Raw genomic sequence first — 17,382 nt, forward strand, 5'->3', positions numbered from 1 at the left:
GTCCGTCCTCACGGACGATGTTGCTGCCGATATCCGTTCGCGTCAGTGGTTCTGCGGGAATCCCAGGTCGACGCCGCCGTGGCTGGGATCGAGCCAGCGGCTGGTGATGGCCTTGAGCTGGGTGAAGAACTTCACGCCCTCGGCCCCGTGCGCCTTGGTGTCGCCGAACATCGAGTCCTTCCAACCGCCGAAGCTGAAGGTGGCCACGGGAACCGGGATCGGCACGTTGATGCCCACCATGCCGACGCGGATGTCCTTCTGGAACCGGCGCGCCGCGCCGCCGTCGTTGGTGAAGATCGCGGTGCCGTTGCCGAAGGCGCCGGCGTTGATCAGGTCGACGCCCTCCTCGTAGCTCGCGACGCGGACGATCGCGAGCACGGGACCGAAGATCTCCTCGGTGTACACGCGAGAGGTGGTCGGCACCTTGTCGATCAGCGTCGGGCCGAGCCAGAAGCCTCCTGCGTCGCCGTCGGGGTTCACGTCGCGGCCGTCGACCACGACGTCCGCGCCGTCCTCGACGGCGACGTCGATGTAGGAGGCGACCTTGTCGCGGTGCGCCTGCGTGACGAGCGGGCCCATGTCGCAGCCGCGACGGCCGTCGCCGATCCGCAGCCCGGCCATGCGGCTCGTGATCTCCTCGATGAGGGCGTCGGCGACGGGCTCGACGGCGACCACGACCGAGATGGCCATGCACCGTTCGCCGGCCGACCCGAATCCGGCGTTGATGGCGGCGTCGGCGGTCAGGGCGAGGTCGGCATCGGGCAGCACCAGCATGTGGTTCTTGGCGCCGCCGAGGGCCTGCACCCGCTTGCCGTGCGCGGTGGCGGTCTCGTAGACGTAGCGGGCGATCGGTGTGGAGCCGACGAAGGAGACTGCCGCCACGTCGGGGTGGGTCAGCAGACCGTCGACGGCCTCCTTGTCGCCGTTGAGCACGGTGAAGACGCCCTCGGGCAGGCCGGCCTCGCGCCACAGCTCAGCGATCCAGATCGCGGCCGACGGGTCCTTCTCGCTGGGCTTGAGCACCACGGCGTTGCCGGCCGCGATCGCGATCGGGAAGAACCAGGCGGGCACCATCGCGGGGAAGTTGAACGGGCTGATCACGGCGACCACGCCCAGGGGCTGCCGGGTGGAGTAGACGTCCACCCCGCTGGAGACCTGCTCGCTGTACTCGCCCTTGAGGTGATCCGCCATCCCGCAGGCGAACTCGACGACCTCCTGGCCGCGGCTGATCTCGCCGAGCGCGTCGGAGACCACCTTGCCGTGTTCGCTCGTGATGATCTCGGCGAGCTCGCCCTTGCGGGCGTTGAGGAGCTCGCGGAACGCGAACAGTACGGCCTGGCGCTTGGCGAGGGAAAGGTCTCCCCAGCCCTCCGAGGCCCGCTTGGCAGAGGCCACGGCGGCGTCGATCTCGGCTCGGTCGGCGAGCGCGACGCGCTTGGTCACGACGCCGAGCGCGGGGTCGTAGACGTCGGCTGTGCGGCCGCTGGTGGACGGGTACTCGGCGCCGTCGATCCAGTGCGGGACGACGGTGAGGGTCTCGGTGGTGGTCATGGAGCGGCTCCTTCGCGGAGGTGGGTGCGGGTGGTCAGGCGCCGTGCACGAGGCCGGCGGCGGTGTCGACGGCGGCGGTCACGTCGCCGTCGCGGGGGTAGAGCAGCGTCCGGCCGACGACGAGGCCGTGCACGCCGGGCAGGGCGAGGGCCTTGGCCCACGAGGCGTAGACGGCGGCGGGGTCGCCGCCCGGGTCGCCGCCGAGGAGCAGCGTGGGGAGCGTGGTCGCCGCCATCACGCGCTCCATGTCGTCGACCACGGGGAGCTTGAGCCAGCTGTAGGCGGAGGTGTTGCCGAGGCCGGAGGCGATGGCGACCGAGTTGATGACCGCCTCGGTGGACAGGTCGTTGCCGACCTTGCCGTCGGTGCGCCGGCTCATGAAGGGCTCCAGCATGATCGGCAGCTTCGCGGCGGCCGCGGCGTCGACCGCGCGCGCTGTGGCCTCGAGCGTGACGACGGTGGCGGGATCGTCGAGGTCGACGCGCACGAGGAGCTTGCCGAAATCCAGGCCGGCGCGGCGCATCGCGGGCACGTCGTAGGACGTGTACCTGTCGTCCATCTCGAAGGCCGCGCCGCGGAGGCCACCTCGGTTCATGGAGCCGACCACGATCTTGTCGTCGAGCAGGCCGAGCAGCGCGAGGTCCTCGATGACGTCCGGGGTGCCGAGCACGCCGTCGACGCCGGGCCGGGAGAGCGCGAGCGCCATCCGCTGCAGCAACTCGTACCGGTCCGCCATGGCCATGGCGTCGGAGCCGACCCCCAGCGCGCCACGGGCGGGATGGTCCGCGGCGACGATGAGCAGCCTGCGATCGCCCCGGACGAGCGGACGGCGGATGCGCGCGTCGAGCACCTCGGCGATGGCGTCGGGGGTCTCGTGCCGGGCGGTGCGCAGGCGTTCGAAGTCGGCTGCGCCGAGCGGGCCGGCCGTGATGGCGATGGGATCAGACATGGTCGGCGCCTCGTTCCTCGATGACGGTCTCCACCTCGGCGGTGGTGGGCATGGCGGTCGAGCATTCGCGGCGCGAGGCGACGATGGCGCCCGCGACGTTGGCGAAGCGCAGGACTCGCTCGAGCGGCCAGCCCGCGAGGAGGCCGTGGCAGACGGCGCCGCCGAAGCCGTCTCCGGCGCCGAGCCCGTTGATCACCTCCACGAAGTGCGGCGCGACCTCGACGCGCTCGTCGCGGGTCTTCGCCAGGACACCCTTGGGGCCCTGCTTGACGACGGCGAGCTCGACGCCGCGCTCCAGCAGCGCGTCGGCGGCCCGGTCGGGAACTGTTTCGCCGACCGCGACCTCGCACTCCTCACGATTGCCGATGGCGACGGTGACGTGCTCGAGGGCCTTGCCCACCTCTTGGCTCGCAACCTCCGCCGATTCCCAGAACATCGGGCGGTAGTCGAGATCGAGCACGGTCAGCGAAGCTCGGCCGCGGGCGTTCCACGCGGTGTGGTGCACGGAACGGCTCGGCTCACGCGAGAGGCCGGTGACGGTGGCCCAGAAGATCTTCGCGGAGCGGATCGCGTCGAGGTCGAGCGCATCGTCGTCGAGCATGAGGTCCGGCGCGATCGGATCGCGGTAGAAGTACAGCGGGAAGTCGTCCGGCGGGAAGATCTCACAGAAGGTGACGGGGGTGTTCAGGCCGCGGACCTCGCCGACGTACCGGTCGTCGACGCCGAGCCGCACGAGTTCCTGATGGACGAAGCGCCCGAACGGATCCGCGCCGGTCGCGGTGATGACCGCGGACCGGCGGCCGTGGCGTGCGGCGGCCACCGCGACGTTGGTCGCGCTCCCGCCGAGGTACTTGCCGAAGGTCTCGACCCGGTCGAGCCCGACACCGTCCTGCAGGGGATAGATGTCGACCCCCACCCGCCCGATCGTGATCAGGTCGAACGGGGCACCGTGGGTACCGGCGTCAGTCATGTGGGAGGCCCTCCTTAGCCTGGTCCCGGACGAGACGTGGATCACTCCCGCTCGTTTGTCCTGTCAATCTAACAGAAGGAGGCGACAATCTTCAATAGCCTTCTAGCTGCGCCGATCCACCTGTTTGAGCTGTCGCGGCAGCCGCGTGCCCACGCAGAGCGGAATGACATGCCCATGGTATGTGCGGACATAGGCGCGGTGGATTCGCAAGGGGCGATTGTACGAACAAACGGTGATCAGCGCCCGCATTTCCGGCATCGGTGCACTAGACTGCACCGCATGTCACCTGCCCCGGTCTCGGTCGAACTGGACCGCACCAGCCCCGTGCCGCTGTACTACCAGCTGGCGCAGGCCCTTGAGCGCTCGATCCTGAACGGCGAGCTCGTGCCCGGCGACCGGATCGAGAACGAGATCGACCTCGCCAAGCGGCTCACCCTCTCCCGACCCACCGCCCGCCAGGCGATCCAGGCACTCGTGGACAAGGGCCTGCTGGTCCGCAAGCGCGGCGTCGGCACCCAGGTGGTGCGCAACGAGGTGCACCGCGCCGTGGAGCTCACCAGCCTCTACGAGGACCTGATCGCCGCGGGGCAGACCCCGTCGACGGAGCTGCTCGACTACCGCCTCGGCCGGCCGGACGAGGAGATCGCGGACGAGCTGGGCATCGAGCACGACGCACAGGTGGTCTCGATCCGGCGTCTGCGCAGCGCGGACGACGTGCCGCTCGCGATCCTCACCAACTACATCCCCGCCGAGCTCGCACCCGCGCCCGACGAGCTCCAGAGCAAGGGCCTGTACCAGTGCCTGCGCGGGCGCGGCATCACGATCGCCCAGGCGCAGCAGCGGATCGGTGCCCGCATCTCCGACGAGGAGGAGTCGCGCCTCCTCGACGAGCCGGCGGGCGGCGCCGTGCTCACCATGCAGCGCGTCGCCTTCAACGAGTCCGGCACCGCCATCGAGTTGGGACGGCACGTCTACCGCGCATCGCGGTACTTCTTCGACGTCTCGGTGTTCAGCCGCTAGCCGTCCACCGCCGCGAGATTGGGCGGCACGACGATCTGGATCGCGGTCGGCCGCGGCCGGTGCGGACCGTCGATCGCGCCGTGGAAGGCCATGATCGCGTGGGCGGCGCCGCGCAGGTCCGCCCGCAGGTCGTGGTGCAGCACCGCCGAGATCCGACCCGCCAGCAACAGTTCGCGGTTCGATTCGGCGAGATCGTGGGCGATGTAGCCGCGATACCTCCTCCCCACCTCATCGAACGCCGCGATGATCCCCCGGTTGCCGCCACCCGGCGAGTAGACCGCGACGATGTCCGGGTCGCTCGCGAGCACCGCGGCGACCTCCCGGTGGCACACCGCATCGAGGCCGCCCGTATCGACGATGCCGACGATCCGCCGCGCCGGGTCGGTCCGGTGGATCTCGCTGCGGAACCCCGTCTCCCGTTCCTCCTCGCCCCGGAAGAGACGGCCGCTGGTGACGACGAGCAGGGCTCCGCGCGACTCCCCCACCCACTGGGCGACGAGGTGCGCCGCGGTCACGCCCGCGGCGCGGTTGTCCATGCCCACGTACGCGATCCGGGCGCTCTGCGGAACGTCGGTGACCACGGTGACGACGGGGATGCGGCGCGCGGTCAGGCGCGCGATCGCCGCCGCGACCGCGGGTGTGTCCGGAGCCTTGAGGACGACGCCGTGGCTCCCGCGGCGCGCGATGCCGTCGAGCTCCGCGACCAGCTCATCCGGCTGCCACGCCTCCCGCACGTGGTAGCGGGCGCGGAAGACCGCCGGGCGCAGGGTGGGCAGCTCGGCCTCCAGCGCGACGCGGGTCAGGTCCGAGAACCGGCGCGGAGTCTCCATGACCAGATCGAGCATGAACCGGCGACCCGACAGCCGCAGTTGCGAGCGCTGCCGGTCGAGATCGGCGATCGCCTGCCGGACCTGTGCCGCCGTTCCCTCGCGCACCCCGACGCGGCCGTGGAGCACGCGGTCGACAGTGGCCTCGCTGACGCCCGCCTGCTGCGCGATCTCGCGGATCGGATGGGAGTGCGCCACCGCGGGCCTCCTCGTGCTGAGGGATTCTTGAGGGTTTTCCGGGCTATCCGGAACCCGACAGCTTGCCACGATGAATCCGGGGGCGGACACCGATTCCCCACTCCCGCTTCGCATCGACGTCAGGAAAAGCGATATGTCCACCACCTTCCCGGCCCGGGCCGGGGCATCGAACCACACGGGCCGGATCAGCGAGGCCGACTGCCGCCTCGAGGAGTTCACGGCGCAGCTCGAGTTCGAGACCGACCTGGCCTCGTACCCCTACGCGGACCGGGCGGTGCGCGGGGTCCTGTTCTACGGCGCTGCGGCCACGGAGGCCGCGGCCGATCCGGACAAGCGCGAGCAGCTGTCCGGCGAGCTGGCGCGCGCGCTCCTGACCGGCCCGGGCATCGTCGTCTTCGACGGTGCCTTCGACCACCGGCACGGCCTCGACGAGTCGACAGCACTGTTCACCGCCATGATCGCCGAACAGCGCGCGAACGGCTCCGGCGGCGGCGACCACTTCGCCGCGCCGGGCGCGAACGACCGGATCTGGAACGCCCTGAGCAAGCACGCGCTCCGCGATCCCGCTTCGTTCGCCCGCTACTACGCCAACGACGTGCTCGCGCTGGTCGCGACCGCGTGGCTGGGCCCGATGTACCAGGTGACGTCCGCGATCAACGTGGTGAACCCCGGCGGGGCGGCGCAGTCCCCGCACCGCGACTACCACCTCGGATTCATGGAGCCGGAGACGGCGCGGCGTTTCCCACGGCACACGCACCTGCTCTCCCCCGCGCTCACCCTGCAGGGCGCTGTCGCACAGGTGGATATGCCGATCTCATCGGGTCCCACCCTGTATCTGCCGTACTCCCAGCGCTACGAGCCCGGATACCTCGCCTTCAACCTCCCGGAGTTCCGGGACTACTTCGAGGCGAACCACGTTCAGCTGCCGCTGCGCGCAGGCGACGCCGTCTTCTTCAACCCGGCGCTGTTCCACGCCGCGGGCTCGAACCGATCGGCGGGCATCCGCCGGATGGCCAACCTGCTGCAGATCAGCTCGGCGTTCGGGCGCGCGATGGACGCCGTGGACCGATCCGCGATCCTCCGCACCGTCTACCCCGAGCTGCAGGGGTTCGCCGCCACCGGAGACGCTCGCGCCGTGGAGAACCTCGTCGCCGCCTCGGCCGAGGGGTACGCCTTCCCGTCGAACCTGGACCGGGACCAACCGCTCGGCGGCATGCACGGCGAGACGCAGGCGGAACTGACCCGCCGCGCGCTGGCGTCCGGCCTGGACCCGGAGGCTTTCGCGGCCGAACTGGCCGCCCTCGACGAGCGGCACCGCCCGTGACCGGGCGGCCCGCCGATCTCGCGGACAGGGTCGTCTTCGTATCGGGCGGAAGCCGGGGCGTGGGCGCCGCCGTCGTCCGCGCGGCCGCCGCGGCCGGAGCCCGCGTCGCCTTCTCCGGAAGGGATGCCGCGGTCGGGGAGGCCCTGCGGTCCGACCTGGCCGCGGAGGGGACTGAGGCGATGTTCGTTCAGGCCGACGTCGCCGATCCCGCGCAGGCGACGGGTTCGGTCGAAGCGGTGGTCGAGACCCTCGGCCGGGTCGACTGCCTGTGCAACGCGGCGGGACTCACGTCTCGCGGCACCTTGACCGAGACCACGCCCGAGCTCTTCGACGAGCACATCGCGATCAACCTCCGCGCGCCCTTCTTCACCATGGCCGCTGCGGTGCGCGACATGCGAGCACGCCGCGCCCCCGGCACCGTCGTCAACATCATCTCGATGTCGGCGCACGGCGGTCAGCCCTACCTGGCGCCGTACGTCGCCGCGAAGGCGGGGCTGATCGGGCTCACGAAGAACGCGGCCCACGCCCACCGCTTCGACCGGATCCGGATCAACGGCCTCAACATCGGCTGGACCGAGACGGAGGGCGAGGCCCAGGTGCAGAAGCGGTTCCACGACGCTCCCGACGACTGGGCGGAGCAGGCCGGGCGCGACCTGCCCGCGGGTCGCCTCGCATCCGCCGAGGACGCGGCCGCAGCAGTGGTCTTCCTACTCTCGGACCGCAGCGGCGTGGTCACCGGCTCGGTGATCGACTGGGACCAGCAGGTCTGCGGTGCGTACGACTGAGAACTTGCACCTCAGACATATTTGACCGAACATATGGACATGTCGCGTATCGGACTGCGCCTCCGTCCGCAGGAGGTCACGAGCTTCAGCCGCCCCCTCGCGCTCCTGGTGGCGGGCGCGCTGTTCCTCGAGAACCTCGACGGCACCGTGTTGCAGACCGCCGCGCCGGCGATCGCCCGCGACTTCGGGATCACTCCGGCGGGAGTCAGCCCCGCGATCGTCGGCTATCTCCTGGCGGTGGCGGTCGCGATCCCCGTGGCGGGGTGGGCCGCCGAGCGGTACGGGGATCGCCGCGTGTTCCTGTGGTCCGTCGCGGCGTTCACCGTCGCGTCCGTCGCGTGCGCGCTCACGCCGGACCTGCTGTGGTTGACCCTCTTCCGCGTCGCGCAGGGGATCGGCGGAGCCCTGATGATCCCCGTCGGCCGGATCGCGGTGCTGCGGGCGGTGCGCCCCACCGACCTCCTCTCCGCGATGGCGTACCTGACGTGGCCGTCACTCATCGCGCCGGTGATCGCCCCGTTCCTCGGGGGCGTCATCACCGACGCCCTGGGGTGGCGATGGATCTTCGTGCTCAACGTGCCGATCGGGGTGGCGCTGGCGATCGGCGGAGCGTTCCTCCTCCCTCGGCGCGAGGAACGGATCCGCACTCCGCTCGACCGCTGGGGCTACCTGCTCACGGCGGGCGCGGTGGTGTGCCTGACGGGTGGCATCGAGCTGCTCCAGGGCGGGCGCCCCTGGGAGGTGGCCGGACTGCTGGGCGCGGCCGTCGCACTCGCGGTCGCCGCCGCGCGGGGCATGGGCCGCCGCGCCGATCCGCTGTTCGACCTCGCCGTCATGCGGATCCCGACGTTCCGCGCCGGCAACCTGAGCGGATCGGTCTACCGCGCGGTGATCACCGGCGCGCCCTTCCTGTTCGTGTTGCTCTTCCAGGCGGGGTTCGGATGGAGCGCGGCGACCGCGGGGGCGATGGTGACGGCGGTGTTCGTCGGCAACGTCGGGATCAAGCCGCTCACCTCGCCGATCATCCGGCTGCTCGGCTTCCGGCGCACCCTGGTGTGGTCGATCGTCGCGGGCGCGGCGATACTTCTCGCGTTCGCCCGGGTGCACGAGGCGACACCGGCGCCGGTCATCGCCGCGCTCCTCGTCTTCTCCGGGATGGTGCGGTCCATCGGTTTCAGCGCCTACAACACCGTCATGTTCGCCGACGTACCCCGCGATCTGCTGTCGGCTGCGAACAGCCTGTCGGCGACACTGCAGCAGGTCGGCACCGCGCTCGGGGTCGCGGCCGCCGCGGCGGCGGTGCGCCTCGGCACCGGTGTCGCGGGCGTCGATGCGGTGGCGTCCGGCTACCGGCTCGCCTTCGTGCCCTTCGCGGCACTGCTCCTGATCCCGCTGGCCGGGGCGTTGAGGCTTCCCGCATCCGCCGGTGAGCACGCCACTGCCCGCCGGTGACGGCACCGTCGGGCAGGGGCGGGCGCCTTACAGGCGGACCGTGGCGCCCTCCGCGGCGGAACGCCGCGCGGCCGCGAGAGCACGGGCCTGCGCGATCGCGTCGGCGCGGCCGAACGCCGGGCTCGCCTCTCCGGCGAACGCCGCGCTCGCGGCCTCGAACTCGATCCGGTAGGCGTCCTCGTTGTCCGGGCCCGCTGCGGTGAGCCGGAAGGCTCCGCTCGGGTCCGCGGGCGGGCTCTCGGACCGCTCCCCACGGATCAATTCGATGGTGCCCGACCGGCACAGCCACGGGTCGTCGACGACGATCCGCCCCGAGGTGCCGACGAGCTCGAGCTGATCGCGTCGCTCCAGGTCCAGGCCCACGTCGATGAGCCCCATCGCGCCGGAATCGAGTTCGAGAATCGCGGAGGCTCGCAGATCGTGGCCCGCGCCCGTCCCGGTGGGGTCGGCGACCCGCACGGCGCGCACGGTCGACGGTTCGCCGCCGAACAGGCGGACCGCACTGACGCAATAGCCTCCGAGGTCCGCCAGCGCGCCGCCGCCGAGGTCGGTCGTGCGCCGGATGTCGCCGGGCGGGGCACTCACGCTGAGCGCGGCGCGGACGAGCGCGAGCTCACCGACCGCGCCCTCCGCGAGCAGTCGACGGACCAGCAGCGTCTGCGGGTGCAGCCGCCACATGAAGCCCTCTATCGCAAGCCGCCCCGCACGCTCCGCGGCGTCGAAGACAGCCGTCGCCTCATCCGGGTCCAGGGTGAGCGGCTTCTCGCACAGCACGTGCTTGCCCGCCTCCAGGGCCCGGATCGCCCACTCACCGTGGAGTGTGATCGGCAGCGGCACGTAGACCGCGTCGATGCCGCTGTCGGCGAGCAGCTCCTCGTAGCTCCCGTACGCGACGGGCGCCCCGACCTCGGCGGCGTACGCCGCGGCGCGATCGGGCTCGCGCCCGGCGACGGCGACGAGCTCGGCACCGTCGGCCGCAGCGATCGCGCGGGCGGCGACCCGGCCGATCCCCGACGTCGACAGCAGGCCCCAGCGCACCGTCACGCGCGGACCTCCACCACGGCTCCGGTGCGGAGCGACTCGGCAGCGGCGTCGGCGAGCAGCAGCGCGGCCCGACCGTCGTCGAACCCGGGCGACGCGACGCCGCCGGTCTCGGTCATCGTCACGAAGGCGTCGAGCTCGGCACGGTAGGCCGGCGTGTAGCGATCCAGGAAGAAGTTCAGGGCCGGTCCCGCGGCACCGGTGTACGCCGCCCCCGAGAAGTTCACGGAGGTCGCGTGCTGATTGGCCGCGGTGAGCGCGCCCAACGCGCCGAAGGCCTCCAGCCGCTGGTCGTAGCCGTAGGCGCAGCGCCGGGAGTTGGTGATGGTCGCCAGCTGCCCGCCGGCGCCGCGCAGCACCACCATGGCGCCGTCGACATCGCCGGCAGCGCGGATCTCCGCGGAGACCAGGTTCGATCCCAGGGCCGACACCGCCACCACCTCGCCGAGGAAGAACCGGGCGAGGTCGAGATCGTGGATCATCATGTCCCGGAACAGCCCGCCCGACGAGGCGACGTAGTCCGCCGGCGGCGGCGCGGGATCGCGGCTGACGATGGTGAGCTGCTCCAGCGGGCCGACCTCGCCCGCGTCGACGCGACGGCGGACCTCGGCGAAGGAGGCGTCGAACCGCCGGTTGAAGCCGAGCATCACCCTGTCGGTGAGGTCGCCGAGATCGGCGCGGCAGGCGTCGACCCGGGCGATGTCGAGGTCGATGGGCTTCTCGCACAGCGCGGTCCGGCCGGTGCGCACCGCTCGGCTGAGCAGGTCCACGTGCGTCGGCGTGGGCGAGGCCACCACGACGGCGTCCACATCGCCGGCCGCGAGGACGTCCTCCACGTCGGTCGCCCACGCCGCGCCGTAGCGCTCCCCGACCTCCCGTGCGGCCGCCTCGATCGGGTCGAAGACCCACGTCAGCTCGGCGCGGTCGCTCACCGCGACGGAATCGGCGTGCACCCGCCCGATCCGGCCGCAACCCAGCACCGCGATCCGGGTCCTGCTCATCGCACCTCCTCCAGTTTCTGCGCGCCGCGCAGCATCTCGACGGCCAGCGCCACGGATTCGCGCTGGCCGAGCGTGTAGTCCTCGTTCTCGATGGACAGCGGACCGTCGTATCCCGCGAGGCGCAGGTTCGCGATGAACCGCACCCAGAAGTCGACGCCGTCGGGGTGCCCGGTGCCGACCGCGACGTAGTTCCACGCCCGCTCCTCGGTGCGCGGGTTCGGGACGGTCTCGAGCCGCGAGGCGACCGCGGCGCGGTCCTCGATGCGGGTGTCCTTCGCGTGGACATGATGGATCGCGCCGTCCAGGGCGCGGATCGCGGCGAGCGGGTCGGCTCCCATCCAGAGGAGGTGGCTGGGATCGAAGTTCGCGCCCACCACATCACCCACGGCGGCGCGCAGCCGAAGGAGGCCGGGCACGTTGTAGACGAGCTGGTTGGCGTGCATCTCGACGGCGATCCGCACGCCCCGGGCGCGGGCCTCATCGGCGATCGGTCCCCACCACTCGATCGCCCGCTCCCACTGGTAGTCCAGCAGTTCCAGATTCTCGGGCGGCCAGACGGTCGTGATCCACGGCGGCACGGTGTCCCCCGGATAGCCGGGAAGGCCTGACATCGTGACGACGGTGCCGATCTCGAACTCCTGCGCGAGCTGGAGCGCGCCGCGCAGGACAGCGGCGTCGCGCTCCCCGTGCCGGGGGTGCAGCGGGTTTCCGGCGGCGTTGAAGGCCTCGAGTCGCAGGCCGCGCGAGGCGACGTCGCGGGCCAGGGCCGCACGCGCGCCACCGTCGCTGCAGAGTTCCACCAGGTCGGCGTGCGGGGCGGGCGACCACCCGCCGTGCACGCCGCCCAAGCCGATCTCGACGGTCTCGACACCGAGGTCCACCGCGGTGTCGAGCGCCTCGGCGCGGGTCAGGTCCGAGAGGCTGTCGGTGAGCAGTCCGATCTGCACGTCAGCCCCCGATCCCGGACGAAGCCGGAACCGAGAGCCCGAACAGCCCGCGGCGGCGCACGAAGGAGTCCTCGGGCACCCCGATGGCGGCGAGGCCCGCGACGCCCGAGGCGAAGAGCGCACCGTCGAGCGGGAGCGGCACCGTCGCGCCGAGGGCGCCCGACGCGTACGCGGCGACCGTGATCTCGAGGATGTGCCGGGCGACTGCGGCATCGACGACGGGGGCGCGGCCGCCGGCGACCGCATCGGCGAAGTCGAGCACTGTCTCCCGCATCGAGGCGGCGATGAGCGGCTCCAGTTCGGCTCCCGTCGCGAGGTCGACGGTGCGCGTCCCGGACTCCGTGGTGACGGTGAGGGATTCGAACGGCGCCCACGGCATGGTCCCGTCCGCACGGTAGTGCGCCACGGCTCGGCCGCGATCGCCCTCGACCGCGAGCCCTCCCTGGCCCATGCCCCAGCCGATGTTCACCAGCGCGACGCGACGGCCGGCCTCGAGGCGGCACAACGCGATTCCGTCGACGGCGTCGCCATCGGTCGCGCTGTCCACGAACGCGGAGACCCGTTCCGCACGCGCGCCGAGGAGCGCCTCGGCGAGGTACACGCCGTGCAGCATGTCGACCAGGACTCCCCCACCCGCCTGCGCGGGATCGTGGCGCCACGTCGGCCGGTAACCCGCCGCGCCGGGCAGGTCCAGGACCCCCAGCATGTCGACGCGCGCCGTCCGGATCTCGCCGAGCTCGCCCGAGTCGATGATCGCCTTGAGCGCCACAATCTCCGGGAAGAAGAGGTAGTTGGCGACCACGGCCAGCACCGTCCCCGCCTCCGCGGCGGCGGCCCGCATGGCCTCCGCGTCCGCCGGGACGGCGGCGATCGGCTTCTCGCACAGCACGTGCTTGCCCGCGCGCGCCGCAGCGATCGCGACGTCCCGGTGCAGGTGCTGCGGGGTGCACAGGTCGAGCGCGTCGACGTCGTCACGGGCGAGCAGCTCGGCGACGTCCGCGTGCACCTGCTCCGGCGCGAGTCCCGCGGCGACGCGGCCCAGCTCGAGCCGCTCCGGAGTCGGATCGGCGATGCCGACGATGCGGAACCGGTCGTCGGCCGCGAGATAGGCGGGGATGTGGAAGCCCAGGGCGATGTTGCCGCAGCCCACGAGGGCCACGCGGATCGGCTCGGTCATACTCTCTCGATTCGGGTCGGAGTGGTCAGATGTCGACGGCGGCGGGGCGTCCGGTCTCGTCGGACCGGACGGCGGCCTCGACGACCGCGAGAGTGCGGACACCGTCGGCGACGTCGGGGAGGTCGGCGAGGTAGGGGGCGGCGTCCTCCCCCACCCCATCGGCGAACAGCGCGAACGCGAAGTCGCGGTAGAGATTCGCGAAGGCGAGCGCGTATCCGTCCGGGTGTCCGGCCGTGAACCGCGCTGCCGCGAGTGCGGCCGGCGTGGCCCCGGGACCCGCCTTGGTGAGGAGGCGGTCGGACTCGCCGTCCGCACGCCAGCACAGCGTCTCCGGGGTGTCGTGGTTCCAGGAAAGGCTGCCGCGGTCGCCGTGGACGGTGATCGCGAGCCCGTGGGTCGCCCCCGCGGCCTGCGAGGTCGCCCAGCACCGCCCGCGGGCGCCGCCCTCGAAATCGAGGGTCAGGTAGGCGTTGTCGAAGGCCACGTGCCCCGGATCGACGCGGGCGAGGTCGGCGTGAACCGTCGTGATGCGGCGGCCGGCGACGAACTCCGCGAGATGCACGGCGTGCGTCCCGAGGTCGGCGGTCAGCGCGGTGACCCCGCCCTCCGTGCCGTCCACGCGCCACGAGCCGTGCGGTGTGGTCGCCGCGTACATCCCACCGGCGAACCTGATCTCGACCAGGGTGATCCGGCCGAGGTCGCCCCGGGCGACCATCTCCCTGGCCTGCCGGACCATGGGATAGCCGCTGTAGCAATGGGTGAGCATGAGGCGGCGTCCCGAGCCGGCCACCGCCGCCGCGACCCGTCGGGCGTCTGCGGCGGTATCGGTGAGCGGCTTCTCACAGATCACGTGGAAACCCGCGGCCAGGAGGTCGCACGCGATCTCGGCGTGACTCGACGGCCGGGTCGCGACGATGACCGCGTCCACCCGGTCCGCCCGCGCCGACTCCCCCGCGATGAGGGCGCGGTGGTCGGCGTAGGTGCGATCGGGTGCCACGAGCCACGACCGCCCGGTGGCCGCGTTCGTCGCCGACGTGCGGGAGAAGGCTCCCGCCACGAGGTCCCACACCCCGTCGGTGCGGAGCGCGATGGCGTGGGTCTCGCCGATGTAGCTGCCGATCCCACCGCCGACCATCGCGACCCGCAGCCGGCGACCGAAGCGTTCGAGGAGCGTCGCCGTCACTCGCTCACCTGCGCAGTTCGTGGCTGAGCGTCTCGAGCTCGTCGCCGCCCGCCATCTGCGAGGTCAGCTCGTCGAGACTGATCTCGTCGTAGGTGCAGTCGAGCTTCTGGCGTCCGCGGTTGAGCAGGACGAAATGGTCGCCCACCATGTAGGCGTGGTGCGGGTTGTGGGTGATGAAGACGACGCCGAAGCCCTGGTCCCGGGCCGCAGTGATGTATCGCAGCACCATGCCCGACTGCTTGACCCCGAGGGCCGCGGTCGGCTCGTCGAGGATCAGCACGCGTGCGCCGAAGTAGATCGCCCGCGCGATGGCGACGCACTGCCGCTGGCCGCCCGACAGCGAGCTGATCGGAGCGTCCACGTCGGGCAGGTCGATGCCCATCTTGAACAGCTCCTCCTTCGTGGTGGCGCGCATGGTCTGCACGTCCAGGCTCTTGAGGAAACCGGAGCGCAGTTCCTGCCCCAGGAAGAAGTTGCGCCACACCGGCATCAGGCCCACGACAGCGAGGTCCTGGTAGACGGTGGCGATCCCCTTCTCGAGCGCGTCCTTCGGCGAGTCGAGCGTCGTCGCCACGCCGTCGACGAGGACCTCGCCCTCGCTCGGCTTGTGCAGGCCCGCCATCGTCTTGATGAGCGTCGACTTGCCGGCACCGTTGTCGCCGAGCACGCACGTGACCTCGCCGGGGAAGACCCGGAGGTTGATCCCCTTGAGCGCGATGATGTTGCCGTACTGCTTGCCGACGTCCTTGAACTCGATCAGCGCGACCTTGTCGTCGCCGGTCTCGGGGCTCTCGGCCGAAATGTCGTCCGTGGTCATAGGGTCACCTCTTCGCGGCGAAGTTGCGGAATGCGTTGTTGGCGATCACGGCGAACAGCAGCATGATGCCGAGGAAGAACTTGAACCAGTCGGGGTTCCAGCCGGCGTAGACGATGCACTGGTTGACCATGCCGAAGATGAACGCGCCGATCATCGCGCCCACCGCGGTGCCGTAGCCGCCGGTGAGCAGGCAGCCGCCGATGACGGCACCGATGATGTAGAGGAATTCGTTGCCGACGCCCTGGCCGGACTGGACGGTGTCGTAGGCGTACAGCAGGTGCTGCCCGACGAACCAGGCGCAGAAGGCCACGAACATGAACAGACCGATCTTGACCTTGGTGACCGGGACGCCCACGGCGCGTGCGGAATCCTGGTTGCCGCCGACGGCGAAGATCCAGTTCCCGACGCGCGTGCGCATGAGGACGTACGTGGCGACGACCGTGAACAGCACCCACCAGAGGACCGTGACCTTGAGCCCGACCCCGAAGACATGGATCGTCGACGAGAAGACGGCCTGCGCCGACGGGAAGCCCTGCATGTCCGCGATCGTCGGGGTGGCGACCTGACCGGTGACCATCTTGGTCACCGCGAGGTTGATGCCGGTGAGCATGAGGAAGGTCGCCAGCGTGATGAGGAAGCTGGGGATCCTGGTGCGCATCACCATGTAGCCGTTGAAGGCACCGACCGCGAGCGACAGCCCCAGGGCGAGGAGTGATCCCACCCAGGTGTTCAGGTGCAGGTTGTAGGCGAGCATCGACGCCGCGAGGGACGAGAAGGTCACGGCCACACCGGTCGACAGATCGAACTCGCCGCCGATCATGAGCACGGCGACCCCGCAGGCCATGATGCCGATCGTGGAGCTGGCGTAGAGGACGGTGGCGAAGGCCTCCGGGCTGTGGAAGGGCGGCGCGACGATGAGGAAGAAGATCAGGATCGCGATCGCGCCGATCAGCGCACCCACCTCGGGGCGCAGGATCAACCGCTGCAGCGGCTTCTGCTTCTTGACGCGCTCGTCGGTGACGGGCGTGTGCGTGCTCAGATCAAGAGCCTCGTCGGTGGTCATCAGCGGGTACCGCCCTTGGCGAGCTCGGCGACCTTGTCGACATTCGTCTTATCGATGAACGCCGGGCCGGTGAACACCGCCTGGCCGCCGCCGATGGTGTTGCCGTTGATGATCTGCAGCCAGAGCGAATCGATGGCGAGGTAGCCCTGGAGGTAGGGCTGCTGGTCGACGGCCCACGCGACCTTGCCGTTCTGGATCGCGCCGACCAGGGCTGCGTTGGTGTCGAAGGTGACGATCCGGGGCTTGGCACCGGCACTCTCGACCGCCTTGGTGGCCGTCAGCGCGAAGGGCGCGCCCAGCGCCACGACGGTGTCGATGCTCGGGTCCTGCTGCAGCTTGGCGTTGACCTTGGACTGCACGTCGGTCATGTCCTCGCCGTTGACGTTGAGATTCTCGACGGTGCCGCCCGCGAGGCCGGTCCGCACGCCCGCACAGCGCGATTCGAGCTGGACCTGGCCTTGCTGCTGGATGATGCAGATAGCCTTCTTGGCACCCTCCTTCGCGAGGCGCTCGCCGACAGCGACGCCCGCGGTGGTCTCGTCTTGGCCGAAGTACTGCTGGATCCCCATGCGGGCGTAGTCGTTGTAGCCGGCGTTGAACGCGGAGACCGGAATCCCCGCCTTCTGCGCGTTCTGCACGACGGCCTGGAAGGCGTTCGGCGTGGAGAGGGTGAGCGCGATCCCGTCGACCTTGCTGTCGATCGCCGCCTGCACGAGGTTCGCCTGGTTCGGGGCCTGCGGGTCGTTGGAGTAGCGGAGGGTGACGTTGTCCTTCTTCGCCGCCATCTCCGCCCCCTTGCGGATGAGGTCCCAGAAGGTGTCGCCGGGCTGCTGGTGCGTGACCATGGCGATGGTCAGGCGCTTCGTGCCCGCCGAGCCGACGCCGGCACCGCCGTCGCCGCTGTCGCGCGGCGCGCCGCCCGTGCTCGAGCACCCCACCACCGTGATCAGCGCGGCCGTGCCGGCCGCGGTCGCGGCGAGCAGAGTACGGAGCCTCCGCGGCCGCTGCGTGGTCTTCTTCATTGCTGTGTCCCTTCGACCTCACCGAGTGAGACGACCCACTCGCTGAGCTGAATGT

At 71.1% G+C, this 17,382-nt stretch carries 16 protein-coding genes; 4 read left to right on the plus strand and 12 right to left on the minus strand.

Features of this window, described 5'->3' with window-relative positions; translation table 11 throughout:
• Nucleotides 1-42: 42 nt before the first annotated feature.
• The 3 genes from FK268_RS02220 to iolC are packed head-to-tail and all read right to left on the minus strand — an operon-like array spanning nucleotide 43 to nucleotide 3,470.
• Entirely contained in the window at nucleotides 43-1,551 is a 1,509-nt protein-coding gene (locus FK268_RS02220; protein WP_146430669.1) for a CoA-acylating methylmalonate-semialdehyde dehydrogenase, read from the minus strand.
• A gap of 34 nt (nucleotides 1,552-1,585) precedes the next feature.
• Nucleotides 1,586-2,500 (minus strand): Cgl0159 family (beta/alpha)8-fold protein, encoded by a 915-nt coding sequence (locus FK268_RS02225; RefSeq protein WP_146430671.1) that lies wholly within the window; start codon nucleotides 2,498-2,500, stop codon nucleotides 1,586-1,588.
• Complete coding sequence (gene iolC / locus FK268_RS02230) at nucleotides 2,493-3,470, minus strand: 5-dehydro-2-deoxygluconokinase (protein WP_146430672.1); 978 nt, start codon at nucleotides 3,468-3,470, stop codon at nucleotides 2,493-2,495. The genes FK268_RS02225 and iolC overlap by 8 nt, the downstream gene beginning before the upstream one ends.
• A 279-nt stretch (nucleotides 3,471-3,749) precedes the next feature.
• Here iolC and FK268_RS02235 point away from each other — a divergent pair, with 279 nt between their 5' ends.
• On the plus strand, nucleotides 3,750-4,490 hold the full coding sequence (locus FK268_RS02235; protein WP_146430674.1) for a GntR family transcriptional regulator: 741 nt from the start codon (nucleotides 3,750-3,752) through the stop codon (nucleotides 4,488-4,490).
• Here FK268_RS02235 and FK268_RS02240 read toward each other — a convergent pair.
• A complete protein-coding gene (locus tag FK268_RS02240) occupies nucleotides 4,487-5,515 on the minus strand; it encodes a LacI family DNA-binding transcriptional regulator (protein WP_146430676.1) in 1,029 nt (342 codons plus the stop codon). The genes FK268_RS02235 and FK268_RS02240 overlap by 4 nt on opposite strands.
• A gap of 133 nt (nucleotides 5,516-5,648) precedes the next feature.
• Between FK268_RS02240 and FK268_RS24910 the strand changes: the two genes are divergently transcribed.
• Genes FK268_RS24910 through FK268_RS02255 form a run of 3 tightly spaced genes read left to right on the plus strand, consistent with a single transcriptional unit; the run spans nucleotide 5,649 to nucleotide 9,076 of the window.
• Nucleotides 5,649-6,839, plus strand: coding sequence for a phytanoyl-CoA dioxygenase family protein (locus FK268_RS24910; protein ID WP_146430677.1), 1,191 nt, complete (start codon nucleotides 5,649-5,651; stop codon nucleotides 6,837-6,839).
• Nucleotides 6,836-7,624, plus strand: coding sequence for an SDR family oxidoreductase (locus FK268_RS24915; RefSeq protein WP_146430679.1), 789 nt, complete (start codon nucleotides 6,836-6,838; stop codon nucleotides 7,622-7,624). Before FK268_RS24910 ends, FK268_RS24915 begins: the two co-directional genes overlap by 4 nt.
• A gap of 39 nt (nucleotides 7,625-7,663) precedes the next feature.
• On the plus strand, nucleotides 7,664-9,076 hold the full coding sequence (locus FK268_RS02255; RefSeq protein ID WP_146430681.1) for an MFS transporter: 1,413 nt from the start codon (nucleotides 7,664-7,666) through the stop codon (nucleotides 9,074-9,076).
• Between the two features lie 27 nt (nucleotides 9,077-9,103).
• On the opposite strand, the gene FK268_RS02260 is transcribed toward FK268_RS02255, so the two are convergent.
• The 8 genes from FK268_RS02260 to FK268_RS02295 are packed head-to-tail and all read right to left on the minus strand — an operon-like array spanning nucleotide 9,104 to nucleotide 17,327.
• Nucleotides 9,104-10,120 (minus strand): Gfo/Idh/MocA family protein, encoded by a 1,017-nt coding sequence (locus FK268_RS02260; RefSeq protein WP_193560230.1) that lies wholly within the window; start codon nucleotides 10,118-10,120, stop codon nucleotides 9,104-9,106.
• Nucleotides 10,117-11,118: an inositol 2-dehydrogenase gene (gene iolG / locus FK268_RS02265; protein WP_146430683.1), complete on the minus strand. Its 1,002-nt coding sequence runs from the start codon at nucleotides 11,116-11,118 to the stop codon at nucleotides 10,117-10,119. Before iolG ends, FK268_RS02260 begins: the two co-directional genes overlap by 4 nt.
• Complete coding sequence (locus FK268_RS02270; RefSeq protein WP_146430685.1) at nucleotides 11,115-12,065, minus strand: sugar phosphate isomerase/epimerase family protein; 951 nt, start codon at nucleotides 12,063-12,065, stop codon at nucleotides 11,115-11,117. Before FK268_RS02270 ends, iolG begins: the two co-directional genes overlap by 4 nt.
• 1 nt (nucleotide 12,066) lies before the next feature.
• Nucleotides 12,067-13,242: a Gfo/Idh/MocA family protein gene (locus FK268_RS02275; RefSeq protein WP_146430687.1), complete on the minus strand. Its 1,176-nt coding sequence runs from the start codon at nucleotides 13,240-13,242 to the stop codon at nucleotides 12,067-12,069.
• Between the two features lie 25 nt (nucleotides 13,243-13,267).
• Nucleotides 13,268-14,425: a Gfo/Idh/MocA family protein gene (locus tag FK268_RS02280; protein WP_146430689.1), complete on the minus strand. Its 1,158-nt coding sequence runs from the start codon at nucleotides 14,423-14,425 to the stop codon at nucleotides 13,268-13,270.
• A 4-nt stretch (nucleotides 14,426-14,429) separates the two neighbouring features.
• Nucleotides 14,430-15,242 carry an ATP-binding cassette domain-containing protein gene (locus FK268_RS02285; RefSeq protein WP_146430691.1) on the minus strand — a complete coding sequence of 271 codons (813 nt, stop codon included), beginning with the start codon at nucleotides 15,240-15,242 and terminating at the stop codon, nucleotides 14,430-14,432.
• A 4-nt stretch (nucleotides 15,243-15,246) separates the two neighbouring features.
• The gene (locus FK268_RS02290; protein ID WP_146430693.1) at nucleotides 15,247-16,305 is read right to left on the minus strand and encodes an ABC transporter permease; all 1,059 of its coding nucleotides are present in this window, start codon (nucleotides 16,303-16,305) and stop codon (nucleotides 15,247-15,249) included.
• Entirely contained in the window at nucleotides 16,305-17,327 is a 1,023-nt protein-coding gene (locus FK268_RS02295; RefSeq protein ID WP_146430695.1) for a substrate-binding domain-containing protein, read from the minus strand. The genes FK268_RS02290 and FK268_RS02295 overlap by 1 nt, the downstream gene beginning before the upstream one ends.
• Between the last annotated feature and the right edge of the window lie 55 nt (nucleotides 17,328-17,382).

Origin of the sequence: Tsukamurella sputi (assembly GCF_007858445.1) — a bacterium.
Classification (GTDB): Bacteria; Actinomycetota; Actinomycetes; order Mycobacteriales; family Mycobacteriaceae; genus Tsukamurella; species Tsukamurella sputi.